Raw genomic sequence first — 26,045 nt, 5'->3', positions numbered from 1 at the left:
AAATGTGGTTATCAGGTTATAGTATTTTATCGAACAAGTGTGATTGAACCTTTAAGATCAACAGTGCGTCCATCGGTCAATACTGCACGCAATGCATACACATAAACACCAACTGGTTGTTGCTTGCCTTTATGTGTTCCATCCCAACCTTGTGATTGACTATTAAGGAAGGCAACTTGTTGGCCCCATTGGTTAAAGATGCGCATTTCAACCTTGTTGATATAATTACCATAGATGATCAGCTTATCATTCTTGCCATCATTATTAGGTGAGAACACGTTTGGTACAAATACGCCTTTGTCCAATGCTTTCACTGTAATGGTATATGTTCTTGGCGTACCAACACAACCATTGTTACGTGGTGTAACTGTTATCGTTGAAGTGATATCGCTGTTACCAGGATTTGTTGCAGTAAACTGCGGCACATTGCCTGTACCAGATGCCGCTAAACCAATAGCATTGTTTGAATTTGTCCATGTTACACTTGCACCCGCAGGAGTAATTGTAAAGTTGGTAGCAGGTACCACTGCACCATCATTCACTGTACTATTTGCTGGCACCGTTACAGTTGGTACTGTACTTACTTCAACCGTATAGGTTTGCGGAACAGCACACTGACCAGCTGTTGGGGTAAATGTGTACACGGTTGTTCCTGTAGTTGCGCTGCTTACTGCGGCTGGGCTCCAGGTACCGGTTACACTATTCGCTGACGTTGCCGGAAGTGTTGGAACGGTTGCGCCTACACAAATAGAAGCTGTTGTTCCAAAACTGAATGTGGGTGTAAGAATCGGGTTAACGGTTACAGTAAATGTTTGTGTTGTTGCACACACACCAGCGGTTGGAGTAAACGTGTAGGTACCACTTGCCGTATTACTTACAGTTGCAGGGCTCCATGTACCATTGATACTATTATCTGAAGTAGTCGGTAGAGCAGGAACGGCTCCGCCAGAGCAAATAGTTAATGTTGTACCGAAACTAAATGTTGGAACTGTATTCGCAACAACAGTAACATTCAATGTTGCACTTGTTCCGCACTGCCCGGCATTTGGGGTAAAGGTATAGGTACCACTTGTTGTATTGCTGATGGTTGCAGGGCTCCATGTACCAACGATGCCGTTGCCTGATGTTGTTGGCAATGCAGGAGGAGTTGCGCCATTACAAATACTTAATGAACCACCAAAGCTGAATGTGGTTGTAAGTATTGGATTGACAGTTACGTTGATCGTAACAGGCAGTGCACACTGACCAGCTGTTGGTGTAAATGTATAAGCACCACTGCTTGTATTGCTCACAGTTGACGGGCTCCATGTACCTGTAATATTATTAGTTGATGTTGTTGGTAAGGTTGGCGCTGTTGCTCCATTACAAATACTGGTAGCAAAACCAAAGGTGGGTGTAATGTTTGAATTCACTGTAACATTGATTGTAACCGGTAATGCGCATTGACCCGCTGCTGGCGTGAATGTATAACTTCCACTTGCAGTATTACTCACAGTTGACGGACTCCAGGTACCAGTAATACCATTGGTTGATGTTGTTGGCAATGCTGGTGCAGTTGCTCCACTACAAATACTTGTTGCAAAACTAAAGGCCGGAGTAATATTCGTTGTTACCGTTACATTAACGGTAACAGGTGTTGCACACTGTCCCGCTGTTGGTGTAAATGTATAGGTTCCACTTGCAGTATTACTTACTGTTGATGGACTCCAGGTGCCAGTAATGCTATTGGTTGATGTGGTTGGCAACGTTGGTGCCGTGGCACCACTACAAATTGTTGTTGCAAAACCAAAGGCTGGTGTCAGAATCGGATTCACCGTTACATTGATGGTAACTGGTACAGCACACTGCCCGGCAGTTGGGGTGAATGTATAACTTCCACTTGCAGTATTACTAACCGTTGATGGACTCCATGTTCCCGTGATACTGTTGTTTGAAGTTGCGGGTAATGTTGGTGCTGTTGCTCCATTACAAATACTTGTTGCAAAACTAAACGTGGGAGTGATGTTTGGATTCACTGTTACGCTGATGGTAACTGCGGTTGCACACTGTCCGGCTGTGGGTGTGAATGTATAACTTCCACTTGCAGTATTACTCACTGTTGATGGACTCCATGTTCCACTTACACCGTTATTAGAAGTCGCAGGTAATGTAGGTGCAGTTGCTCCATTACAAATACTTGTTGCAAAACTAAACGTGGGCGTTAAAATCGGATTTACCGTTACATTAATAGTGACAGGTGTTGCACACTGTCCGGCTGTTGGCGTGAAAGTATAGCTTCCACTTGCGGTATTGCTCACTGTTGATGGACTCCATGCGCCTGTAATACCATTGTCTGATGTTGCTGGTAATGTTGGTGCTGTTGCTCCATTGCAAATGCTTGTTGCAAAACTAAAGGCGGGCGTTAGAATTGGATTTACTGTTACGTTGATGGTAGCTGGTACCGCACACTGCCCGGCTGTTGGTGTAAATGTATAACTACCGCTTGCTGTGTTGCTAACTATTGACGGACTCCATGTACCAGTAACTCCGTTACCCGAAGTTGCAGGTAATGTTGGTGCAGTTGCACCATTGCAAATACTTGTTGCAAAACTAAACGTGGGCGTTAGAATCGGATTAACTGTTACATTAATAGTAACGGGCACAGCACATTCACCTGCTGTTGGTGTGAATGTATAACTACCACTTGCTGTGTTACTCACAGTTGATGGGCTCCATGTTCCACTTACGCCGTTACCCGAAGTTGCAGGTAATGCAGGTGCAGTTGCTCCATTACAAATACTTGTTGCAAAACTAAACGTGGGCGTTAAAATTGGATTTACCGTTACATTAATAGTAGCAGGTGTGGCGCACTGTCCGGCTGTTGGCGTGAATGTATAGCTTCCACTTGCAGTATTGCTCACTGTTGATGGACTCCATGTTCCTGTGATACCATTGTCTGATGATGTAGGCAACGCAGGTGCAGTTGCTCCATTACAAATACTTGTTGCAAAACTAAACGTGGGCGTTAGAATTGGATTTACGGTTACATTAATTGTAACTGGCACAGCACATTGGCCGGCTGTTGGTGTAAAGGTGTAACTACCGCTTGCTGTGTTGCTAACTGTAGTTGGACTCCATGTACCTGTAACTCCATTACCTGAAGTTGCAGGTAATGTGGGTGCAGTTGCTCCGTTACAAATACTTGTTGCAAAACTAAATGTTGGGGTAAGTATTGGGTTTACCGTTACATTAATAGTTACAGGGTTTGCACAAACTCCTGAATTGGGTGTAAATGTATAAGAGCCGCTTGTTGTATTACTTATTGTTGATGGACTCCAGGTACCACTTACGCCGTTATTAGAAGTTGCAGGTAATGTTGGTGCAACTGCTCCATTACAAATACTTGTTGCAAAACTAAACGTGGGCGTTGTACGTGGCGTAACTGTAATATTAATTGTTGTTGGCAATGCACATTGTCCGGCTGATGGTGTAAAAGTATATGAGCCGCTTGCTGTATTACTTACTGTTGCAGGGTTCCATGTACCCGTAAGACCATTGTTTGATGTTGTTGGTAATACCGGTGCTGTTGTTCCAGCGCAAAAAGCAGGTATAGCTGTAAATGAAGGAACAATAATTGGGTTTGATAAGATGACCCCGGAAAATAGATTAGTTGTATTTCCATTTTCTGTGATTGTAAACCCTGCATATACACCGGCATTCAACCCGGTGATGGTCACCTGTCCAGCTCCGTTAGCAACAATTGTAACAGGACCAACTGCATTTCCATCATCAGTATAATTAACATCATAACTTGTACCTGCAGTTAATCCATTGATCGTTACCGAACCATCAGTGCCATTACAAGTGGTCGGATTTGAACTCGAAAGACTTGGAGCAAAAAAGGCATTACTAAATGCAAACAGCATTGAGTTTTCATTACCAGCAACGCTTCGGGTAAAAGCAATTACGTGATGATCAATTTCATTACGATTGATGCTGGTTGCAGATGCAAATATTCCTAACGATTGGGCATTGGAAAAGAAAGAAATTAACAGAAACAGTAATGTTCCTGCAAAGGAAATTGGATTTTTGGGCTTCATTTTTTAGCTGTTAGTTCAGGTTAATACGGAGAAATAACGCATAAACATAACACATTCAATACTATTTTTAAACGGATACAGTATTTTTCCTTAAAAATTGTGTGTTTCTACTTACGGTGTCGCCAACACGAAAAAACGTACTCTTCATATTCAAAAAGCGTAGAACAGCTTTGCAGCAAATACTTTTTCAAACTGCTGTTATCACAGTTAACTAACCTATATACACGCTGATAATTACGAGTTTCGCAGATAAATAAAATATGAAGTAGAAGATGGCGAAAAAAAACCTTTACCCGTAATAAGGACTTATCATTAAAAACACAAGCACTCCGCTAATAGCAACATACAACCACAACGGCCAGGTAATACGTGCAAGTTTTTTGTGCTTGTGAAACTCTGCCGTTAATCCTCTGTAAGCCGTAAATAATATAAATGGAAGAATTAACCCTGCAAGAATAATATGTGTAATGAGAATAAGGTAGTAGACAATTTTAATAAGACCTGAACCACCATAACTTGTTTCACCCGTAAATAAATGATGGCAGATGTAAGACACGAGAAACATTACAGAAAAACCAATTGCCCAAAGCATTAATTTCTTGTGCGTGCGGTAGCGTTTATCTTTCACGGCGAACAATGCACCCAATAACAACAAAGCAACAAAAGTGTTGATCAAAGCATTCAGTCGTGCAAAAATATGTTTGTCAAATCCCAGGTTTACTTTCAGCTCTACACGACTGAGAAAAGCAACAGCAACAAAAACAATTATACTTACTGTAAAAATCAGGATATACGCCAGCTTATCATTCTTTTCAATTGCAGGGGGTAATTTTCCTCTTCTGTGTTCTCGGCTGTAGGACATAGTTGTTTTGTCTTGTAAGGTTTATTTACGAAATAGGTTTCGCTTTTTCTTCTTGTCTTTTTCTAAAAACAATAACCCGATATCTCTTGCCATTTTGGCCATGGCTACCGAATCAGTTCCATCGTACCAGCCTCTTATCACACGATCTTTATCAAGCAGGTAAAATTTATTGGTATGAAGAAAAGCCGTGTCAACTTCTCCACCATCAATGGTTGCTGCTTTAAATTCATCATAAGCAAGTTTGTAAATGGTTTGTTTATCGCCCGTTAAAAACCACCAGTTGTTATGACGTACTTTATATTTATCAGCATATCGTTTCAATGCTTCAACACTATCTCTTGCCGGATCAACAGTTAAAGAAATAAAATGCACCAGCGAATCTGTTTTCAAAAATGCATCCTGCATCTTTTTCATATTACGAGTAAGCGTGGGGCATGGATTGGGACAGCGGGTAAAAAAATAATCCACCACTAATACTTTTCCTTTTAGCGAATCAACACTTACTGTTTTGCCCAGCTGATTTGTAAAGCTGAAGTTTTCTACCTTATGCCATATGGTATCTTTCTCTAGCTTTCCTTTCACTGTTTTTTCTGTTACAGAATCGAAAAAATAGTGACGTGGCATATCCACAATCCCTTCGCTGCTATACTTTACAATTAGGTAAGCCGTAACAGGAATACCTACCGCCAGCAATAAACCTAAAATCCCTTTTTTGCTCATACACTTTTCATTCGCTGCTAAAAAAATCGTCCCGATACTCCATGAAGGAAAACCGGGACGAATATTGAATCAGATAAGATAATTATTTCAACCCACCCTCATGAGTACCACCATGTGCCGGTTCTGCTTTTTGCTCATATTTGATGGCATCTTTTGGCCGATACTCATTTCTGAGATTTTTCCATGAAACACCATCCCATAAAAACGCAATAATGAACCATATGAACAATGCTAACGGTACAGCAATGGTCATGATCAAATTACGGATCTCATCGCCAAGGTGCATGAAAATAGAAACGATATAAAATGCTTTGGCTAAGGAAAGAATAATAATAAATCCTTTGATACCAAAAATCAAGCTATGGTTCGGATCTGTTCCTTTGTGCATGCTGTAAATAACGTAACCAAGAATCAACTCCACAATAGTGATCCCTGAAAGAATCCAGGTTGTTTTCCAGATCCTCTTTTTCGAATCATCACCGGGTGCATGATGTGGTATTGTTACTTCGCCGCCAAATGTTTGATGTTCCATATATAAATTATTTCAGAATGTTTTTATTGAACGATTGTTAAACGAGGTAGAAGAATAAGAATACGAATACCCATACCAAATCTACAAAGTGCCAGTACAACCCGATCTTCTCGATCATGAGATAATGACCTCTTCTTTCAAACACGCCACGCCATGCCATGAGTGTTACAATAATATTTATCACTACTCCCGATAAAACGTGAAAGCCGTGGAAACCTGTAATAGTAAAGAAGAAGTTGGCGAAATTGCTTGAAGCAACAGTACCATCTGCATTAGGAAACGGATTACGACCCCACCATGCACCTTGATGATATAAGTGATTCCATTCCCATGCCTGGCAGCTTAAGAATGCAAGACCACCAATGATTGTCCAGACCATCCATTTTACTACGCCTTTCTTATTCCCATGATGGCCTTCGTGTACAGCAAGCACCATTGTAACAGAACTTACAATGAGGATAAATGTCATTAAGCTCACAAACACCAACGGAAGATTTGCATGTCCGGCAAACGGAAGTGAATTAAATACGTGGTTAGGATCGGGCCATGATATGCTTGATACACGTACAGTACCGTACGCAATCAGGAATGCCCCGAAAGTAAACGCATCACTCATTAAGAAATACCACATCATCAACTTGCCATACTCCACATTGAAGGGGCTTTTACCGCCACTCCACCATTTTGTGTTTGCTGCTACTGTTTGTGCCATTTATCTGTTTTTAATTGTTCTCAAATTTTCTCTTATGATACCAATATGAAAAATACAAAGAGGTAAATCCATAAGAGGTCAACAAAATGCCAATACAAGCCGGCTGTTTCTACAGGAGCATTGCTGTAAAATTTGGTTTTGGTATTGTATGCACGTAAAAATAAAACCACTAATGCAACAATACCGCCAACTACGTGCAATGCATGTACCCCGGTAATAATATAAAAGAACGATCCTGCTACACTATCCTTAAACGTTATTTTGCTCGCCCACAATTCGGAAAAACCAATGAATTGGGTTGCTACAAATGCTAAACCTAAAACTGCTGTTACTGAAATCAGCAAACGATATCGTGCCATTTCCCTTGCTGCCATTGCTTTTTGCGCCAGGTAAATACTAACACTGCTGGCAATGATTACTGCAGTTGATAAATAAAAGATCTTAGGCATTTGCACGGGATCCCAACCTGCCTGGTTACTCTTCACAATGTATGCACTGGTAAAACCGGCAAACATCATTGTAATACTTCCAATGGCAATCCACAAAGTAAATTTATGCGGATGCATTTTTTGTTCGCTGCTCATAACCTTCTCCATCTTTCAAACACTTTTATTATTGCTCACTTAACAGAAATCTTTCAATACTACTGTGCAATTTTATCGGCCAGTAATGCAAGCAATACAATTGGCAAATAAATGTAACTGCTGAACATGACTCTTCTTGCACTCTTTATATCCATGTTGAAATACAACCGTACACATTGTATAACCATAAACAGGTTAGCTGCAACGAGTATCCACATGCTCACTATACCGCTCATATCAAAAAAGAACGGTAACAACCCCACAGGAATCATCAACAAAGAATAGATTACTGTTTGAATGGCTGTAAATTTCGTTGGTCCTTGTTGTGAAGGCAACAATTTAAATCCTGCTTTACTGTAATCTGCATGTGCCACCCATGCTATAGCCCAGAAATGTGGAAACTGCCAAAGGAACTGGATGGCAAATAAGATCCATCCGCCAGTCCATGAAAAGCCTTCATCATCATAAGCTGCGGCCCATCCAATAAGACAGGGCAAAGCACCGGGTATTGCACCAACAAGAACAGCAATGGAATTTACTTTCTTCAACGGTGTGTAAACAAATCCGTAGATAAATAAACTCAGCAATGCCAGCAATGCAGCATACCAACTGAAATACAACCACAAAATCAAAGAACCAATTATTGCGGCAATAAAAGCAAACGCCGTTGCCTCCTGCACACTCATTCTTCCACTCGCAACAGGCCTGTTGCCTGTTCGCTTCATTACTGCATCTGTTTCTTTTTCCGTTATCTGGTTTATTGCATTGGCACTACCTGTAACAAGCATGCCTCCCAACAATAACAACAGAATACTTATAAAATCATATTCTATTACATTTGGTGCAAGCATGTATGCAATTACACTGCTGAACACCACTGTAAAACTGAGCGTAAACTTAATGAGCTGCTTATAATCTTCAACCTTGCCTCTCACTCCCGACTTCTGCTGTTTCTTATCTTCCTGTTTACTGCTCAAGATATTTTATCATAATGACACAACGTGTCTGTCAATTAATGCTTGCTTTCATCAGCGCTAACCGGTGTGGTTTGCGGAATGAATTCTTTTCCATCTTTACCGTAATCATAAGCCCAACGGTGTACTTCAGGAATTTCACCAACCCAGTTACCATGACCAGGATTAATTGGTGTAGTCCACTCAAGTGTATTGGCACCCCATGGATTTTGTGTTGTTACTTTTCTTCCCTTCCAGATGCTGTAGAAGAAGTTAAAGATGAAGAGTATTTGAACAAGGAATACAATGATAGCTACGATACTGATGAACTTGTTCAATCCATCGTAGTGTTTAAATGATTCCCAGATATCAAACTTGTAATAACGGCGTGGTACACCTGCCAAACCTTGATAATGCATTGGCCAGAAGATGAGGTAAGCACCAATCATTGTAGCCCAGAAGTGAATATAGCCAAGTGTGTTATTGAGATAACGGCCATACATTTTCGGATACCAATGATAAATGCCTGCAAACATACCAAACATACTTGCCACACCCATTACAATATGGAAGTGCGCAATTACGAAGTAGGTATCATGAAGATGAATATCTAATGATGAGTTACCAAGGAAGATACCTGTTAAACCACCAGAGATGAACAAGCTTACAAAGCCTAATGCAAAAAGCATAGCTGGCGTAAAGCGGATATTACCCCTCCAGATAGTCGTTAACCAGTTAAATACTTTGATGGCACTTGGTACCGCAATCAACAATGTTAACAACACGAAGAACGCACCGAGGAACGGATTAAGACCCGTAACAAACATGTGGTGTGCCCATACAAGGAACGCAAGAATTGTGATAGCGAACAGAGATCCGATCATGGCCATGTAGCCAAAGATTGGTTTACGACTGTTGACCGACAAGATTTCCGACGCCATACCCATGGCCGGTAATAGGATAATGTATACTTCTGGGTGACCCAGGAACCAGAACAAGTGTTGATAGAGAATTGCACTACCACCTTCGTTTGGTAAAGCCTGGCCGTTTATATAGATGTCACTTAAATAGAAGCTCGTTCCAAAGTGACGATCAAAGATCAATAAGATGAAACCAGAAAATAATACAGGGAATGATAATACACCCAAAACTGCTGTAAAGAAGAATGCCCACATAGTTAACGGCATCCTGGTCATGCTCATTCCTTTTGTGCGCATGTTTAAAATTGTAGCGATATAGTTCAAACCGCCCAATAAAGATGACACCACGAACAAGGCCATTGCTACAAGCCACAGGTCCATACCTACTTTCGAACCAGGTGATGCCTCACCCAAGGCGCTCAATGGAGGATAGGCTGTCCAACCACCACTGAAAGGTCCAGTTTGAACAAATAAAGAAGACAGCATTACAATACTGGCTGTAAAGAAAAACCAGTACGAAAGCATATTTAAGAAAGGTGAAGCCATGTCTCTTGCGCCAATCTGTAAAGGGATAAGGAAGTTAGAGAACGTACCACTCAAACCTGCCGTCAACACAAAGAACACAAGTACGGTTCCGTGCATAGTTACTAATGCATAGTAAGCTTCAGCCTGCAGCTGGCCACCTTTAGCCCATTCGCCAAGGAGTGTTTCCATCCAGGGGAACTTTGCATCAGGATAACCAAGTTGTAAACGGAAAATAACTGAGAACAAACCACCCAGCAAAGCCCAGAACATACCGGTGATCAAAAACTGTTTTGCAATAGTTTTATGATCCTGGCTGAACACATACTTTGTAAGGAATGTTTCATGGTGATGATCATGATGCACTTCGTGATGCGTTTCATGCGGAACGCTTACGGTAGAAGAATGCACATGTGATGTCTCGTTGCTCATATTCTCTAATTTATTCAGTTCGTTTGACGATACAATTATTTACTCATTGCCACAGTTGTTTTTACTGCGGCGGGTGTAGCTGCTGTTGTATCAGCAGCAGGTTTTACAGCTGATGGATCCCTGTCGGGAAAAGCAGTGTAATAGTTCGGCTTTTGCTTTGCCATCCAGATATCAAATTCTTCCTGCGTTACTACTTCAATAATACCTTTCATTGAATAGTGACCATTACCACACATCTGATCACATGAAATTTCAAAAGCAAAATTTTGATTGCCAGTGCGCTCTCTCATTTCTTTAGTTGTATACTTAGGTGTAAACCAAAGCGTGGTTGGTATACCCGGTACAGCATCCATCTTTAAACGGAAATGGTTTAAACCAACATCATGAATTACGTCACGGCTGCCAATGATCAATTTCACGGGGCGGCCCTTAACGATGTACATGGTTTGTGTAGTTACAACATCATCAAAGTTGGTTTTATCGGCCGTTAATTTCAGATCAGCGTTATCTTCCCAAACCTGTCCAAAAGGATTGCTGTTTGCATCGCTGATAACTCTGAAATATGTTTTACCGAATGTTTTGTCTTTTCCCGGATAACGCATCATCCAGCCGAATTGCTTTCCTACTATTTCCACTTCCAATGCACCCTTAGGAGCATCAGATGTAATACGGAACCAGAAACGCAAACCAAACACAACTAACACGGTTAAGAAGATCGCAGGTACAACTGTCCAGATCAACTCCAACTTGTTATTATGCGGGAAGAAGAATGCTTTGCGGCCTTCTTTCTCCTGGTATTTCCAGGCAAAGTAAAACAACAGGAATTGTGTAATGATGAATACCAAGCCGGTAACTGCAGTTGTAATCATGAACATTTCATCGATCTTTTCACCTTCAACAGAAGCAGAACCTTGTGGAAACAATGTTGTTTTATACAACAGCTTATTGCAGAAGTATACACCAATGAAACCTACAATCATAAAGCCAAGCAGCATAAAGCCGTTGATACGGTTGTTTTGTTTGCGTGATGTTTCTTCACCTTTTAATACACTCACATACTCGCTTGCCTTTGCTATCTGGAAGATAACAATGAACACCAGCAAGGCAGCTGCAATAATCAGATATGTTGTAGTAGTCATAGCTTGCGCAAATTATTTATAGTTGGTCAATTGTTTTTTCTCTACTCAATTATCAAGTGTGGTGAATAATACTTTCTTTCACCAACGGGTGATTCTTTGGTAACAGCGGTGCTTTTGTTAAGTGTTGTGCTGCAAGGTAAATCACTAAACCAAGGAAACCGGCGCCAATACCTAAGCTGTAAATGAAATGGCTGATAGGGTTTGAATCTTTACCCAATTCTTTCAACGGACCAGGTGTAACCATTTGATAGAAATCTAACCAGTGACCGAAGATGATAATCACCGACATCAATGTTACTACTGTATAGTTACGTTTTGAACCACGACGCATCAGGATAAGCAATGGAGCAAGGAAGTTGATGATCAAATTGAGCAGGAACATTGCCCTGTATGGACCATCGCCTTTACCACCAAAACCTAAACGATTAATAAAGTATTCAGTTTCTTCCGGCTGGTTACTATACCAGATCAACATGAACTGTGAAAACCACAGGTATGTCCAGAAGATAGAGAAGGCAAACATGAACTTACCAATGTCATGAATATGTTCTTCGTTTACAAATTCGAGGTAACCATGATTTTTCAGGTAGACCACGAACAACATGATGAGTGATAAACCTGCAACCCATGAGCTGGCAAAGGTGTACCAGCTGTACATGGTGCTATACCAATGAGCATCAATGCTCATCAACCACATCCACGGTAAAGTGCTCAACACTGTTAAACCGTAAGTAACAAGAAATGCAGCAGAGATCTTTAATGATTTCCAGTAAAAAGAACGATCGCCCTGGCCAGCAAGATCTTCAGCCAATGAATTTTTACGGAACCAGTTACGGAACCAAATCCACAAACCAACAGCTGCTAATGATAATACCGTATAGAAAACAGGATTTAAGAACCCGCTTTTATGTAATAGTTTTTCATCGTGCTTTACGTGTTCAACATCTTTCCAATGATAAATGTTATGATCATCAGAAATCCAGACATAAGCTAATAAAATAACAAGTGTAATTGGGCCCAGCACATTCATTCCACCTGAGATTGCTTCAGGTACCCGACGAAAGGTTAATGGGAAACCAGCCTGTGCCAGCGTAGTAGCCGCAACAAAGAAGAAGCTCGATGCCACTACTAATAACCAGTAGATACTGTTTTGCATTAATGCCATCCAGAATTTGGTTGCACCATATGCCTCAGCTCCCTCACCATGACCGGCGGAAAATGGATGCAGAAATATAACGCCCAGGATAAGTGTAAGAATACCCACACCCATCAATGCATAACTCCATTTTTTTAAACCAGCCGGTATTACAAATTGTTCTTTCAGTGCCATTGAACTTCGTTTATAGTTGAATGTTAGTTTGGTAATGTTTATTTCGATGCTTTAGTTGTATCAGCAACAGGAGCCGCAGTTGTATCTGCAGCCGGAGCAGAAATGATTGCTCCACCTGGTTGCATTTGTTTAATGTATCGAATGATCATCCAGCGTTGCTTTGTGCTAAGCTGCGATGCATAACTACCCATCAGGTTTTTACCATAGGTTACAGAATACATCATCTGGCCTTCGGGCATGTTCTCATACTTTGCATCACCAACCAATGTAGCGGGTTTTGCAGGGTATGGACCATCACCACCTTTGTATAAAGGACCGTTACCATCTAATTTCTCGCCGTGACAAATACCACAGTTGACCTTATATAATCTTGCTGCTTCAATAATTTCTTTATCGCTCAGCTTTGGCAATGGATTCAATACCTGCTTTGATGAAACGTAATTTGCTGTGTCGCCAGCTTTATCAGCTGCTAATGGAAAATAAGCAACATCGCCACGCTTTACTGTACCGGCAACCGGTGTTGCATCGTAGTAAATATTGGCATCTTTTAAGTTGCTATGGTCAGAGTATGTTTCTACTGCACGGCTGTAAGCCATATCCGGCATGTAGATTTTGCCTGGATCACGGCGTGGACCGTTATTGCAGGCTGCTGCTGCCAATACTACTGTAACCAATCCAATTGTAACAATCTGTGTTGAACGCATTTCAATATGTTTATGCTGTAACGATTTCTTCTTTTTCAAATGCTTTTCTTGTTTTGTCGTAACGACCAAGCCACCAGCCTGTTTCTGCTTCTTTCTCAAATATTTCTACTGCACCTGCATTTTGGAAAAATGCTTTTACTTCTTCAATATTTGTTTTTTCAGTGATCTCGATTGGCATTACAAACAGGTCATCTGTTGCACGCAGGTGAAAATGATCTTTGCGCACAAACGGTGCCAGTTGGCAGAGGTAGCAGAAAGTCAACACCATACCTACTGCAGAACATAATACCGTTAATTCAAACACAATAGGAATAAAGGCAGGTAAAGGCAAGTGTGGCTTACCACCAATATTCATTGGCCAGTCTTTGGTAAACACCCAGCTCATAAATGTTAAGGCAGTTGTAGTACCCGTCATAGCATAAATAAAACCGGCAGTGTGTAAGCTGGTGTCACGCAAACCCATTGCATGATCTAAACCATGAATCGGGAAAGGCGTATACACATCATGAATCTTGTAACCTGCTTTGCGGGTATTTTTCACCGCAGGAAACAGCGTTTTTTCATCATCGAAACAGCCAACTACGAATTTTTTTACAGACATATTTTTAGCTTTTAGCTTTCCTTTTTATTCAATTAATGTGCATGCGCTTGCTCGTGAGCAAATTCTTCAACGTTTTGCGCTTCAATACCATCCATTTGTTCTTTATAGCTTTCGCCGTTCTTCTTCAGGATATGCTTGATCTCTGCAATAGCAATTACAGGGAAGTATTTCGAGAAAAGGAAGTAGCAGGTAAAGAATAAACCAAATGATCCGAGATAGAAACCAACTTCCCAGATTGTTGGACGATAGTACACAGACCATGAAGAAGGAAGATAGTCACGATACAATGATGATACGATGATCACAAAACGTTCGAACCACATACCGATGTTCACCACGATACTCATCAAGAAAGTAAAGGCGATGTTGCGGCGAAGTTTCTTAACCCAGAACAACTGCGGAGTAATTACGTTACAGGTCATCATCAACCAGTAGCTCCATCCGTAAGGCCCAGCAATCCGGTATTTAAAGAAAATGTCCTGTTCGTACTTCACAGCACTATACCATGCCATGAACAATTCAGTTAAGTAAGCACAACCCACAATAGAACCGGTTAATACAATAACCTTGTTCATATTTTCAATGTGGCTGATAGTAATATAATCTTCCAGGTTCATGATCTTACGTGTAACCAACATCAATGTTTGCACCATGGCGAAACCTGAGAAGATGGCACCAGCAACGAAATAAGGTGGGAAGATAGTTGTATGCCAACCAGGAATTACTGAAGTGGCAAAGTCAAAAGATACGATCGTGTGTACTGATAATACAAGCGGAGTACTTAAACCGGCCAACACCAATGATAAACTTTCATGACGTTGCCAGTGTTTGGTTGAACCTGTCCATCCGAAAGAAGCAACACCATAAAATGCTTTTGCCCATTTCTTTTTAGCACGGTCACGGAGTGTAGCCAAATCAGGAATCAAACCACTATACCAGAATAAAAGAGATACAGTAAAGTAAGTTGAGATCGCAAATACGTCCCATAACAATGGTGAGTTGAAGTTCACCCAAAGAGGACCACGTGTATTTGGATAAGGCATCACGAAGAAGGCCATCCATACACGACCCATGTGCCATATCGGGAACTGGCCCGCACAAATAACCGCAAAGATGGTCATGGCTTCTGCCGCACGGTTTACACCTGTTCTCCATCCCTGGCGGAAGAGCAACAAGATGGCAGAGATCAACGTACCGGCGTGACCAATACCTACCCACCATACGAAGTTGGTGATATCCCAACCCCATCCAATGGTTTTATTGAGGTTCCACATACCTGTACCATACACCACTTCTTTGTAAAGGCTCACTACACCAAATAACAGGAGGGCAACCGAAATAATAAAACCGATCCACCACAAACGTGTGGGAGCAGCTTCCACCGGCTTACAAATATCCTCTGTAACATCGTGGTAGGTTTTGTGACCATCAACCAATGGTTCCCTAACCTGTGATTCGTACCTTAATAATGACATACTTGTTTTCGCTTTTAGCTTTCAGCTCTCGCTGTTGGCTTTGGTTTTTATGTTTTGTACTTAGCTCCAGAATGTTTGTTCATCTTCTGTTGCGTCGCACTCTTCAACTTTTTCAATTCTGTTCAACTAGTCAACACATTACTTAATGTGCTGCCGGTGCTGTTGCTTCTTTTGCTTCAGAATGCACTTCACCGTGTCCGCCTTCTTCTTCGTGGTTGCCAACTGTACGTTCTGTGTTACGCAGTTTTGCCATGTAACTTACGTTCGGCAATACGTGCAATTGTTCCAACACATAGTAAGTACGGTTGCCACCTTCAGTTGTACGCATTTTGCGGATAGCACTTTCTTTATCATTCACATTACCAAACACGATAGCGTTTGTAGGACAAGCCTGCTGACATGCAGTTTTAATATCTGTGTCAACCATTGGACGGCTGTCTTTCTTCGCTGTGAGTTTAGCTTCCTGTAAACGTTGTACGCAGAAAGAACATTTTTCAATTACACCACGGCTACGAACAGTAACATCAGGATTCAACACCATACGTGTTAAATCATCATTCATATCCAATGTTACTTCGTTAATGCGACCGTAGTCGATCAATGGCTGCTGATTGTCTTTAAAGCTATCAGCACCATTCCAGTCGTGCCAGTTAAAGCGACGAACTTTATAAGGACAGTTGTTAGCACAATATCTTGTACCGATACAACGGTTATACGTCATCTGGTTCAAACCTTCACTGCTGTGGTTTGTTGCTGCCACCGGACAAACGTTTTCACAAGGAGCGTTATCACAATGTTGGCAAAGCATCGGCTGGAACACAACATCAGGGTTTTCCATATCGCCGCTGAAATAACGGTCGATACGTAACCAATGCATGTCATGATATTTCGCCACCTGCGTTTTACCCACAACAGAAACGTTGTTTTCTGCGCTACAAGCAACCACACAAGCACCGCAACCATTACAGAGATTAAGGTCTAAACTCATTCCCCATTTAATACCTGGTTTATCAAACACAGGATACAAAGTTCCTTCCGCTTCCAAACCTTCCGTACCACCGTAATCTTTCAATTCGGCCATACGTTCGTTGATGAAATGCTTTGGTTCTTTTTTGAAAACAGCCAGGCTTGTTTCTTTCACCACTTCAATACGGTTGCCGTATTCGCTGTGGGTTTGCATTTGAGCAATATCATACATCTTACCAGTCTTTTCGATTGTTACATCGAAAGCAGCATGACTATATGTTTGTCCGTTGAAGTTTACAAACGGATAAATGTTTTTACCAACACCTTTTGCAGCACGCCCTACTTTTTCACTGCGGCCATAACCCGTTGCAATAGCAATGGTGTTTGGCTGTGTTCCCGGAACAATCAGCAACGGAAGTTCAATTGCTTCTCTGCCAGGCACTGTAATTTTTAATACCGGTTTAGGAGGTTCTACTTCGTACGTATCAAGATTCATGTCGGGGAACAATTCCTTCTGCAATGCAGGAGAAATAATTGCGTAGTTATCCCAGCATGCACGTGTAAGCGGATCAGGCATTTCCTGCAACCAAGGGTTGTTGGCCATTTTGCCATCACCAATACTTACTTTTTGATAGATCACTAATTCGTACTTACCTGTTTTTTTAGCAGCAGTAAGTTTGGCAACAGCATCAGTTAATGCACCTGCATTGAATGATGCGCCTGCAACAACCGGAGCAGCTGGTTCAATTATGCCATCCTGCAATGCTTTATCAAAAGCAGTTTGTCCGCCAAGTTTTGTGATCCAGTAATTCTTGAAATATGTTTCGTAATCCGCAACAGTGCTGCCGCTCCATTTCAATAATGAAGATGCGAAAGCTCTTGTTTTAAATAACGGATGAATAGTTGGTTGAATGAAAGAGAGGTAACCTGCTTTTGCTTCAGCATCGCCCCAGCTTTCTAAATAATGATGATCAGGAAGAACATATTTACATTCAGCAGTTGTTTCATCTTCACGTTCGTTGAATGAAACAGTGAGTACCACTTTCTTCCATGCAGCTACAAATTTCTTAGTGTCGTTGTAAGTGTATACAGGGTTTGCACCAAGTACCAATACAGCACCAACGTTGCCGGCATTCATATCAGCAATCAGTTGTTCCATATCAGCATCAACGCCTTTACGGTAGTTAACTGTTGTACCAAAGTTGATGGTTTTACCTAATGCACCAATCTGAGCGTTGATGGCATTTACAAGTATTTGTGCATTTACATTATTGCTGCGGCTTACCACTAAGGCATTACCACCTGCAGCTAATAATTCTTTTGCAGCAGCATCAATACCTGCAGCCAAGCGCTTATCAGTAATAGCAGGAGCTGTAACTGCACCGCCAACTTTTGCATATAAATTCAGTAACACAGCTCCCAATTCACTTGGGCGGTGTGTGAAACGTTCATCGGCACTTGCACCCGTCATGCTGTACATCGCTTCAAACTGGAAGTGACGACTCATGGTTGGGTTCTTCTCATCGATCTTACGACCTGTTGCATATTGCTTTGCAAATTCAACCGGGCTCAACCATGTACCGAGGAAATCGGCACCAAAGCTTACGATCACTTTTGCCTGGTCGAAATGATAAGAAGGCAGTGCACGTTGACCAAATGATGCTTCGTTCGCCTGTATCATACCGCTGTAAGAAACAGCATCGTATGTAACATGCTTGAACGTTGGATATTTTGCTTTGAATTCTTCAATTACTGCAGCAACAGAAGGAGAATTCAATGTAGAACTTAATAAAACAATTTGTTTACTTCCAACAGTTGCTAAAGCAGCGGCAATTTTCTTATCAACTGCTTCGTACGTTGGAGCTTCTTTAAATCCGTCGCCGGCTTTTTCCATTGGATAACGAACACGGGCAGTATCGTACAAGCTAAGTACAGAAGCCTGTACACGTTGTGATGTACCACCTTTGGTAAAACCCATTTCGTTTCCTTCCAATTTGATTGGACGACCATCTCTAACTTTCGCTAAAACAGGTACTACATCACCATCTTGTATAAAGGTGGTAGCATAATAATTAGCAACACCGGGAACAATATCAGCAGGCTTATTAAGAAAAGGAATCGCCTTTTTTACAGGGATTTCACAGCTGGCAGCCAAGGTAGCGGCAGCCGTGCTGAAACCTAGATATTTTAAGAAATCACGGCGTGGCGTTTTGGCTCCGTTATCATCCATCTCAAACGGGAGTTCTTCTTTGAACTCATTTTCCGCATCATTGATGTATGCCTTGGTATTGTTCAGCTCTCCGAAACTTTGCCAATATTTTTTCTTGCTCATATGCTTGTTAGATAGCTAATTTGAAAAATTTTTCCTTCGACTTCGCTCAGGATTAAAATCAGACTACGACGATTAGTAGTGACATTTTTGACATTCAGTACCACCGATCTTTTCAACGGTCACACTATCCATTTTGCCGTTCTTGATATCGTTGTGGAATTTCTCGTACATGCTGTAAAAGCCATTGTCCTGAAACTTCACATTTGTTTCACGGTGACAGTTGATACACCAGCCCATGCTTAAGTTAGCAAACTGGTAAACCTCACCCATGTTCTGAATTTCACCATGACAGGTTTGGCACTGTACGCCACCTGCTTTTGTATGTTGTGAGTGGTTGAAGTATACATGATCAGGCAGGCTATGGATCTTAATCCACTCGATTGGTTTGCCCTGCCCAGTATATTTATTTGCAGTTGGATCCCAACCTGCGTATTTATATAACTTCTGAATTTCTGCCGTTCCGTTTACTTCTGTACCATCTTCACGAACAATCTTTTCACCTTTATATTCATTAATAGCCATGTGACAGTTCATACAAACATTCACGCTTGGAATGTTCGCATGCTTGCCTTCCATAGCACTACCATGACAATACAAACAGTTAACCTGGTTAATGCCGGCGTGTACTTTATGCGAATAATAAATTGGTTGTTCTGGTTGATAATTTGTTTGGCGACCCAAACCAATGGCGCCTTGTGCAAAGAAGTAACCCGCAACAATAAAGAAGAGAATAGTGAGGGTTGACATGTAAGCCTTGTTTCTCCAGAAAGGAATTGGCTCACCACGAACAACACCCTCTTTTTCATCCGTTAATTTCTTCAGGTTGCTGTTGATCTGTAATAATATGAGGGTAACAATGGCTAATACCAGCGCAAGGATACCGAAGAGAAGTGAATTATCTTCAGCTGGAGCATCAGCTGCTACTGCGCCAGGAGTTGCACCGGGAGCTGGCTTACTTGCTTCTGCATTAATATAAGTGATGATCGCATCAATCTCAGCTTCCGCCAAACCGGGGAACCCGGTCATCAAAACGCCATTGAATTCTTTAATCAAACCAGCAGCGTATGCGTCAGTCTTTGCAAAACCAGCCGGGTTGTGCACCCAGGCATATAATTTCTTACGATCACTCCAGGGACCACGTCCTTCAACACCTGCAAGTGCAGGCCCGGTCAGCTTCTTGCCAACTGCATGGCAGCTTGCACAATTGGCCTGGAACAATGCCTTTCCATCCTGAGCAAACAACTTTTCAGTAATCAATAATGAAACTAAGACCAAACAGAGCGTGAACGACTTTCGGAGTAGTAATTTTGGTTGATTCATAACGTTCTGGAACCGATTGTGATTAGGAAGAATATCCTTTTAACTGGCTGCAAAAATAGGGGAGGATACTGACATAATATCCACAGTTTCAAAAAAAATTTTACGCAGTTGTGACTTGAGAATGAACAAATTGCTGCGTCTTCAACCTTTCAATTCATACTGAAAAAACTGAATGGCTTTACAGCGTCCTGTTTTTGCTAATATGTGTTATCGTTAAACAAAGTTTTCCCCGATTTTTGTGTGATGTTTGAAAAACTGCGTAACAAATGGAAAGTTGGTCCGCTGCAACTGGCGCTCATCCTGTGCACCTTTGCCATCGGCGGGAGCCTTACCGGTTTTTTAGGCAAACGCATCATGCCATGGTTTGGCATTGAAGCGCCCTGGCTTTACATCCCTGTTTATATTGTCCTGATCACCCTGATCTGGCCATTTATGGTGTTGGTGATTAGTGTACCCTTCGGCCAGTTTAGATTTTTTTCCGGGTATTTAAAAAAGATGGGGCAGCGGATGGGGCTGGTAAAACGCCCTAACGCTTAATGACCTAGTTCCCGAAGTATCACTTCAGCGGCCATATAACCAAAGCTCGCCCATTGTGGCCCGGCCTTTACTCTTTCGAGAATATCGACCCCTTCCGCAGCATGGCCAATGCTTAAATAGTAGTTGCCCAATCCAAAACCAATGCTGGCATTTGAGAGAGGGCTGGTATCATCCAAAAACTTTGTCCTGATTTCAGCAGGACTTTGTACTCCTTTATATATTAATAAGATAGTATGATAGTCGGCGTTCTCAATAATCTTCATTTTCTTCTGCACTTTCCTGAGCACAGCTTCGGCTTCTTTTACTTTATCAAGCTTCCACAATGTTATATAATACCAGTTGGCCGTCGCCACCAGCATATCGGGGTTTTTGGAAACCTTCATGCATTGTTTGTAAGCAGCTGCTGCTTTTTCCAAATCTTTTTCGAGGAAATAAGCAAGCCCCAGGTGATACCAAACGTTTGATTGCAGCGTACTGGTGGGAATATTTTGCGCATTGGGCATGCCATCGGGTTCTACTTCATCTTTTTTGCCTTTGATGAGCTCCGCCGCTGTTTCAAAGTCGGCGATGGCTTTTTTATAGCACCGGGTGGTAAGGTAGCGATGGCCACGATGACGGTACATTCTTGCATCGGTTGGGTGAAGAGCAATTCCTCTGCTGAACACGGCTATCGCTTCATCATAACGTGACAGGTAAGCAAGCCTTCGCCCATACCAGATAATGTTGTCGGCATTGCCGCTATCAGTTTCGTAATTCGTTTTGGCTATCTGCAGGTTGGCATTTAATTTCTGCAAAGCTGAATCGGGAAAAACAGGCGCAGGATAAGTTTTGCCATTACAAGTGCTGTATTGTGCATGGAGTTGATGAAAAGAAATCATCAGGGTACAAAAAAGAAACAACTTTTGCATTGGAGAAAGTTACATTTTTGCACGAATTGAAACCGAGCCATGCATTCTCGCAAGAGAACATTTTATTGCGAGGTTACATCCGACCAAAACCAATTTTTATAATCAGATGATAAGAATAGCCATTTTCGCTTCAGGTGCAGGGAGCAATGCCCGCAAAATAATTGAGCACTTTTCCCACCATCCAAAAATACGGGTTGAATTGATTGTTTGCAATAAACCGCAGGCAGGTGTACTAAATATTGCTGACGAATACAGCGTCCCCTCCCTTATTCTCGACAAAGAACAGTTTTTTCGTGGTAATGCTTATGTTGACGAATTTAAAGCCGATGATATCGACTTTATTGTTTTGGCTGGTTTCTTATGGAAGGTGCCCAATGCATTGATTCATGCATATCCTGAAAAGATCGTCAATATTCACCCGGCACTTTTGCCAAAATATGGCGGTAAGGGCATGTATGGAAGTTTTGTACATGAAGCCGTCATTGCTAATAAAGAATCTGAAAGCGGTATCAGTATTCATATAGTTGATGAAGTATATGATCATGGTAAAATTGTTTTCCAGGCAAAGTGTGAAGTAAAGGACGGTGATACACCCGATTTACTGGCAGCCCGCATTCATGAACTGGAGCACAAGCATTATGCAAAAGTGATTGAAGAGTTAGTTTCGTAAAACCATCCTAAAATAATTTCAACTACAGCTTTTTTCAGTTTTAGCAATTAACATTGCAGCAGTTGTGAAAAAACTTACCCTTTATATCATTGTTTTCCTGTTTGCAAAAACTGCTGCAGCCCAAATACAATTAACAGGAACTGTTTACGACAGCACCAAGCGAAATGTGGTAATGAGTGTGCAGGTGATCTGTACCTGTGGAACGATGAGCTTTACCGATAGTGCAGGTAATTATTCTATTTATGTGGGTGCAAAAGATTCTGTATTCTTTTTCTTCAGTAACCGCCCAACACAAAAATTTTCTGTTGCTTCTATAAGAGATTACACAGCCTTTGATATTTCTATACAAATGCATGTGCCCGGTCGTTATAAGCAACTGAAAGAAATTATTGTTTATGGTAAGAACCGAAAGCAGGATTCTATTGATAACCGTGTGCAATACGATAAGGTATTCAATTTCGATAAAGGTGGTGTACGCTTTTCCGGCTCCAACCCCGAAGCAGGTATGAGTGCGGGTATTGATCTTGATGCTCTCATCAACGTATTTCGTTTCAGGCGTAACCGGAGCATGGCCCGTTTCCAGGAACGATTGATACGTGAAGAACAGAATCGATATATCGATTATCGTTTCAATAAAACGATTGTACTACGTTTAACCACTTTGAAAGAGGGACCTTTGCTCGATGAGTTTATGCAACGTTACCGGCCGGAGTATGATATTCTCACACAGGTGTTAGATATTGAACTCTATCAATACATACAAACGGCGGCAAAATCTTTACAGAAAGAGAAAGGGTTTTAGACGAAAGGCTAGCTGTTATTCTTCGGTGAGAGCATTGCGCTGTTTATGGTAATGCAACAAAATAATAATTCAACTTTTGATAATAGTGCTGTTCAAATAAAGATTGACTGAGCGACTGTTCTTCGTTCAGGTAATTCTTGAGCGTTGAAATGCTGTAATCAAGATCAGTAAAGAAATTGAATAGTTCAGCAGGAGTTGTATCATATACGTCGCTGCCCCCTAACCCGCATTCAAAAACGATAACGGGTCGGTCACGTTTTATTAATTGTACTGCACCTTTTAATACCCCCAGCTCAGCTCCTTCCACATCGATCTTTATAAAATCGATTTTTTTATTTTGAGATAGTAACACATCATCTAGTCTAGCAGTTTTCACTTCAATCATTTCATCCGTTTCGTTGCTGCGATCGTAGTTGCGTTTTTTAATGCCGCTGTAGGAAGGATTGCTTGTTACGTGATTGAAGCTACTGTTTCCATTTACATCGCTCAATGCTACATCATATAACACAATGTTTTTCTGCTGCTGATATTTTAATTGAAGCGACTGATAAAAACCCGGCAATGGTTCAAAACCAAAATGTAAGCCGTGGGGCGATTGTTGTAATAGCACATCCAGTATTTCACCTTGATGCGTACCAACGTCAACAGTATTACTATGTGAAGTACAAACCTTACGTATGATTTCTTTTGTCTGGTTATCGTACTGTTGATTTTTTGTAAACACAAGAGGTAATTTTTTTACCAATCGCTTTAAACGAAGTAAGAACCCGGTATTGTAAAGTGTTACCCGCATTAATTATACATGTCTTTCATTTGACCCCGCATGGCAAGATAAATCCTTTTAAGAGAAAGAAATTAGTTTGCTGAAAATTGCATCTTCAGCAGCTCAAAAAAATGATCCACGATTTTGAAAACTCTTTCACCAGAATTTGCATACCATTTTTTTCAGGACTAGTTTTAAGCAAACAACTATTTATGAGCAACCCACTCCACAGCGAATTGAAACGTGAGTTTCAGCTCGAACGCTTGATTCTCTTCAGCGATGCGGTATTTGCCATCGCTATAACCTTACTGGTGATTGAGATCAAGATCCCCGAGATACATAAAGAAGAAATTACTGAAACGGATCTGCTGGTAGCACTGGCGCATTTAATTCCTAAGTTCATCGGCTTTATTATCAGTTTCCTTGTTATTGGTTTATACTGGACGGTGCACCACCGGCATTTTGGATTTGTGGTGAACTACGACAATAAACTGTTGTGGTTAAACCTCATCTTCCTGTTGTTTGTAGCGCTCATGCCTTTCAGCACCGGCTTTTACAGCGAGTACATCAGGCATTTAAAACTTTCACCCTTCCTGATGTATATCGGCAACATTACTTTGTTGGGCTTCTTTAATTTTCTCATCTGGAAACATATCAGCAACCCTGCAAAAAAATTATCGGAGGGTTTAGAAAATCGTATGATGGTGAACTATTATTCAGCAAGAACCATTGTAGTGCCACTGATCTTTATAAGCATTCTGCTTGTTTATTTAATTGCGCCGATTTTTGCCGTTATTGTCCCTCCTTTTATTCCTTTACTCATGCGCTTAGTAAAAAAATATTATGCAGGAAAGGTAGAAGCAGAAGAAAAAAGATTGAAAGAAGAATCGACCGTTTAAAAATTCGAGCTTCTTTCCGAATCAAAAAGAAAACAGTAGCTTTAAGAAGCACCTTTCGTTAACTAAAATTTTAATTTATGAAACGGGATTCTTTTCTAAAGTTCTGTTTGGCAATTGCAGGCATGACCACCGCACCTTTTCAGCTCGATGCAAAAAACAAGCGTAAAGAACGGGTGAAAAAAGGAATTTTGGTAAGTAACGGAACCGATCGTTTTAACAAACCTCTCTCACTATTTGAAGGGGATAAATTTTATTGCAAAGTGTCTTCAAAAGATACCGATGGTGATCTGTATATTTTTGATTCAACACGTTTAAAGGAAGGTGGTCCGCCCTTACATTATCACCCCGACCAGGATGAATGGTGGTATATCATTTCCGGAGAGTACATTATAAAAGTAGGCGATGAACTGTTTAATGCGAAAGCAGGCGATTGTGTATTTGGGCCAAGAGGTGTGCCACATACATTTGCAAAAGTAGGTGATGCCGAAAGCAAGCTCATTATGCTGTTTCAACCTGCGGGCAAAATGGAGCAATGGTTTAATCTTGTACACGAAGGTGTTGTTGCAAAGATGACGGAGGAAGAAAAAGATAAAGCCAGAATTGCTCATGGATTTGTACATATTGGACCGCCGTTGAAGCAAATGAAAAAATCCTGATAGTCTAGCAACATACTATTATTTCCATTTCTGTTGTACTTTGCTTTCCCAAATTTTTTGAAATGGAACAAACAAACCTTGGCATTGGCACACGCCTGCAACATACACAACACGGTCCGGGTGTGATTGTTGGTATCCGTTACGCCATTTATTTAATTTCATTCATCCACAGCGGCGTAAAAGAAATTGACAAAACAGATACCGCACTCGATGAAATCATTCCTGAAAATGTAACCGCAGAAATTGAAACGCACAGCGAAGTGGAAAAATCGTTGTTGAAAATTTTACGTTTGTGGAATGGTGTGAGCGAAGTGGTTCCTCTCGGCGAAAAATGGGAAGGTGGCACAATGCTGCTGCAACCAAAAGACAAATCACTGAAACCAAAAGAAATTCCGGTTGAAGATTTCTTTCACAAAATTGTGATGTTGCGGGATCGTTTGCGTGTGTTGGAACAAAACATCAACAGCAACAAAACACTTAGCGACGAAGAAAAAGTAAACATTCAGCAATACATTACCCGTTGCTATGGTTCGCTCACTACGTTCAATGTATTGTTCAAAAACAAAGAGCAGTGGTTTGTGGGCGAAAAAAGTAATAAAGAAGATTAAAGAGAAAGGCCGCAAATCT

At 41.2% G+C, this 26,045-nt stretch carries 23 protein-coding genes; 6 read left to right on the top strand and 17 right to left on the bottom strand.

Annotated features, from left to right (window positions below; all coding sequences use genetic code 11):
• Positions 1 to 26: 26 nt before the first annotated feature.
• The 15 genes from ACO1QW_RS20365 to ACO1QW_RS20295 form a co-directional block, all read right to left on the bottom strand.
• Positions 27 to 4,079 carry a T9SS type B sorting domain-containing protein gene (locus ACO1QW_RS20365; RefSeq protein WP_486261276.1) on the bottom strand — a complete coding sequence of 1,351 codons (4,053 nt, stop codon included), beginning with the start codon at positions 4,077 to 4,079 and terminating at the stop codon, positions 27 to 29.
• A gap of 289 nt (positions 4,080 to 4,368) precedes the next feature.
• Positions 4,369 to 4,941, bottom strand: a complete 573-nt coding sequence (locus ACO1QW_RS20360) for a DUF420 domain-containing protein (protein ID WP_486261274.1) — start codon at positions 4,939 to 4,941, stop codon at positions 4,369 to 4,371.
• 21 nt (positions 4,942 to 4,962) lie between these two features.
• Entirely contained in the window at positions 4,963 to 5,661 is a 699-nt protein-coding gene (locus ACO1QW_RS20355) for an SCO family protein (protein ID WP_486261272.1), read from the bottom strand.
• 82 nt (positions 5,662 to 5,743) lie between these two features.
• Positions 5,744 to 6,193, bottom strand: coding sequence for a cytochrome C oxidase subunit IV family protein (locus ACO1QW_RS20350; RefSeq protein ID WP_486261270.1), 450 nt, complete (start codon positions 6,191 to 6,193; stop codon positions 5,744 to 5,746).
• Between the two features lie 37 nt (positions 6,194 to 6,230).
• On the bottom strand, positions 6,231 to 6,905 hold the full coding sequence (locus tag ACO1QW_RS20345) for a cytochrome c oxidase subunit 3 (RefSeq protein ID WP_486261268.1): 675 nt from the start codon (positions 6,903 to 6,905) through the stop codon (positions 6,231 to 6,233).
• Between the two features lie 32 nt (positions 6,906 to 6,937).
• Positions 6,938 to 7,501, bottom strand: coding sequence for a cytochrome c oxidase subunit 3 (locus tag ACO1QW_RS20340; protein ID WP_486261266.1), 564 nt, complete (start codon positions 7,499 to 7,501; stop codon positions 6,938 to 6,940).
• Between the two features lie 47 nt (positions 7,502 to 7,548).
• On the bottom strand, positions 7,549 to 8,466 hold the full coding sequence (cyoE, locus tag ACO1QW_RS20335; protein ID WP_486261264.1) for a heme o synthase: 918 nt from the start codon (positions 8,464 to 8,466) through the stop codon (positions 7,549 to 7,551).
• A 35-nt stretch (positions 8,467 to 8,501) separates the two neighbouring features.
• Positions 8,502 to 10,316: a cytochrome c oxidase subunit I gene (locus ACO1QW_RS20330; protein ID WP_486261262.1), complete on the bottom strand. Its 1,815-nt coding sequence runs from the start codon at positions 10,314 to 10,316 to the stop codon at positions 8,502 to 8,504.
• Between the two features lie 35 nt (positions 10,317 to 10,351).
• Positions 10,352 to 11,455, bottom strand: a complete 1,104-nt coding sequence (locus tag ACO1QW_RS20325) for a cytochrome c oxidase subunit II (RefSeq protein ID WP_486261260.1) — start codon at positions 11,453 to 11,455, stop codon at positions 10,352 to 10,354.
• Positions 11,456 to 11,507: 52 nt separating this feature from the next.
• A complete protein-coding gene (locus ACO1QW_RS20320; RefSeq protein WP_486261258.1) occupies positions 11,508 to 12,785 on the bottom strand; it encodes a quinol:cytochrome C oxidoreductase in 1,278 nt (425 codons plus the stop codon).
• A gap of 38 nt (positions 12,786 to 12,823) precedes the next feature.
• Positions 12,824 to 13,489 (bottom strand): c-type cytochrome, encoded by a 666-nt coding sequence (locus ACO1QW_RS20315; protein ID WP_486261256.1) that lies wholly within the window; start codon positions 13,487 to 13,489, stop codon positions 12,824 to 12,826.
• 10 nt (positions 13,490 to 13,499) lie between these two features.
• Positions 13,500 to 14,090: a DUF3341 domain-containing protein gene (locus ACO1QW_RS20310; RefSeq protein ID WP_486261254.1), complete on the bottom strand. Its 591-nt coding sequence runs from the start codon at positions 14,088 to 14,090 to the stop codon at positions 13,500 to 13,502.
• A 32-nt stretch (positions 14,091 to 14,122) separates the two neighbouring features.
• On the bottom strand, positions 14,123 to 15,565 hold the full coding sequence (gene nrfD, locus ACO1QW_RS20305) for an NrfD/PsrC family molybdoenzyme membrane anchor subunit (RefSeq protein WP_486261252.1): 1,443 nt from the start codon (positions 15,563 to 15,565) through the stop codon (positions 14,123 to 14,125).
• 142 nt (positions 15,566 to 15,707) lie between these two features.
• Positions 15,708 to 18,863, bottom strand: coding sequence for a TAT-variant-translocated molybdopterin oxidoreductase (locus tag ACO1QW_RS20300; protein ID WP_486261250.1), 3,156 nt, complete (start codon positions 18,861 to 18,863; stop codon positions 15,708 to 15,710).
• 72 nt (positions 18,864 to 18,935) lie between these two features.
• Positions 18,936 to 20,183: a c-type cytochrome gene (locus ACO1QW_RS20295; protein ID WP_486261248.1), complete on the bottom strand. Its 1,248-nt coding sequence runs from the start codon at positions 20,181 to 20,183 to the stop codon at positions 18,936 to 18,938.
• A 243-nt stretch (positions 20,184 to 20,426) separates the two neighbouring features.
• Here ACO1QW_RS20295 and ACO1QW_RS20290 point away from each other — a divergent pair, with 243 nt between their 5' ends.
• A complete protein-coding gene (locus ACO1QW_RS20290) occupies positions 20,427 to 20,720 on the top strand; it encodes a DUF6787 family protein (RefSeq protein ID WP_486261246.1) in 294 nt (97 codons plus the stop codon).
• On the opposite strand, the gene ACO1QW_RS20285 is transcribed toward ACO1QW_RS20290, so the two are convergent.
• Positions 20,717 to 21,628: a tetratricopeptide repeat protein gene (locus ACO1QW_RS20285; protein WP_486261244.1), complete on the bottom strand. Its 912-nt coding sequence runs from the start codon at positions 21,626 to 21,628 to the stop codon at positions 20,717 to 20,719. The genes ACO1QW_RS20290 and ACO1QW_RS20285 overlap by 4 nt on opposite strands.
• Positions 21,629 to 21,734: 106 nt before the next feature.
• On the opposite strand from ACO1QW_RS20285, the gene purN reads away from it, so the two are divergent.
• Both purN and ACO1QW_RS20275 read left to right on the top strand, forming a co-directional pair.
• Complete coding sequence (gene purN, locus ACO1QW_RS20280) at positions 21,735 to 22,298, top strand: phosphoribosylglycinamide formyltransferase (protein ID WP_486261242.1); 564 nt, start codon at positions 21,735 to 21,737, stop codon at positions 22,296 to 22,298.
• A gap of 64 nt (positions 22,299 to 22,362) precedes the next feature.
• Positions 22,363 to 23,100 (top strand): hypothetical protein, encoded by a 738-nt coding sequence (locus tag ACO1QW_RS20275; protein WP_486261240.1) that lies wholly within the window; start codon positions 22,363 to 22,365, stop codon positions 23,098 to 23,100.
• A 43-nt stretch (positions 23,101 to 23,143) separates the two neighbouring features.
• Here the strand turns inward: ACO1QW_RS20275 and ACO1QW_RS20270 are convergent, their stop codons facing one another.
• Positions 23,144 to 23,893, bottom strand: coding sequence for an FkbM family methyltransferase (locus ACO1QW_RS20270; RefSeq protein WP_486261238.1), 750 nt, complete (start codon positions 23,891 to 23,893; stop codon positions 23,144 to 23,146).
• A gap of 182 nt (positions 23,894 to 24,075) precedes the next feature.
• On the opposite strand from ACO1QW_RS20270, the gene ACO1QW_RS20265 reads away from it, so the two are divergent.
• The 3 genes from ACO1QW_RS20265 to ACO1QW_RS20255 all read left to right on the top strand — a co-directional run bounded on the left by ACO1QW_RS20265 (position 24,076) and on the right by ACO1QW_RS20255 (position 26,026).
• Positions 24,076 to 24,762 (top strand): TMEM175 family protein, encoded by a 687-nt coding sequence (locus ACO1QW_RS20265; protein WP_486261236.1) that lies wholly within the window; start codon positions 24,076 to 24,078, stop codon positions 24,760 to 24,762.
• Between the two features lie 77 nt (positions 24,763 to 24,839).
• Complete coding sequence (locus ACO1QW_RS20260; protein WP_486261234.1) at positions 24,840 to 25,418, top strand: cupin domain-containing protein; 579 nt, start codon at positions 24,840 to 24,842, stop codon at positions 25,416 to 25,418.
• Between the two features lie 62 nt (positions 25,419 to 25,480).
• A complete protein-coding gene (locus ACO1QW_RS20255) occupies positions 25,481 to 26,026 on the top strand; it encodes a hypothetical protein (RefSeq protein WP_486261232.1) in 546 nt (181 codons plus the stop codon).
• Positions 26,027 to 26,045: the final 19 nt, after the last annotated feature.

The organism is Lacibacter sp. (genome assembly GCF_057361365.1).
Note: the sequence above shows the minus strand (reverse complement) of the source record. Positions and strands in the feature narration are given on the sequence as shown.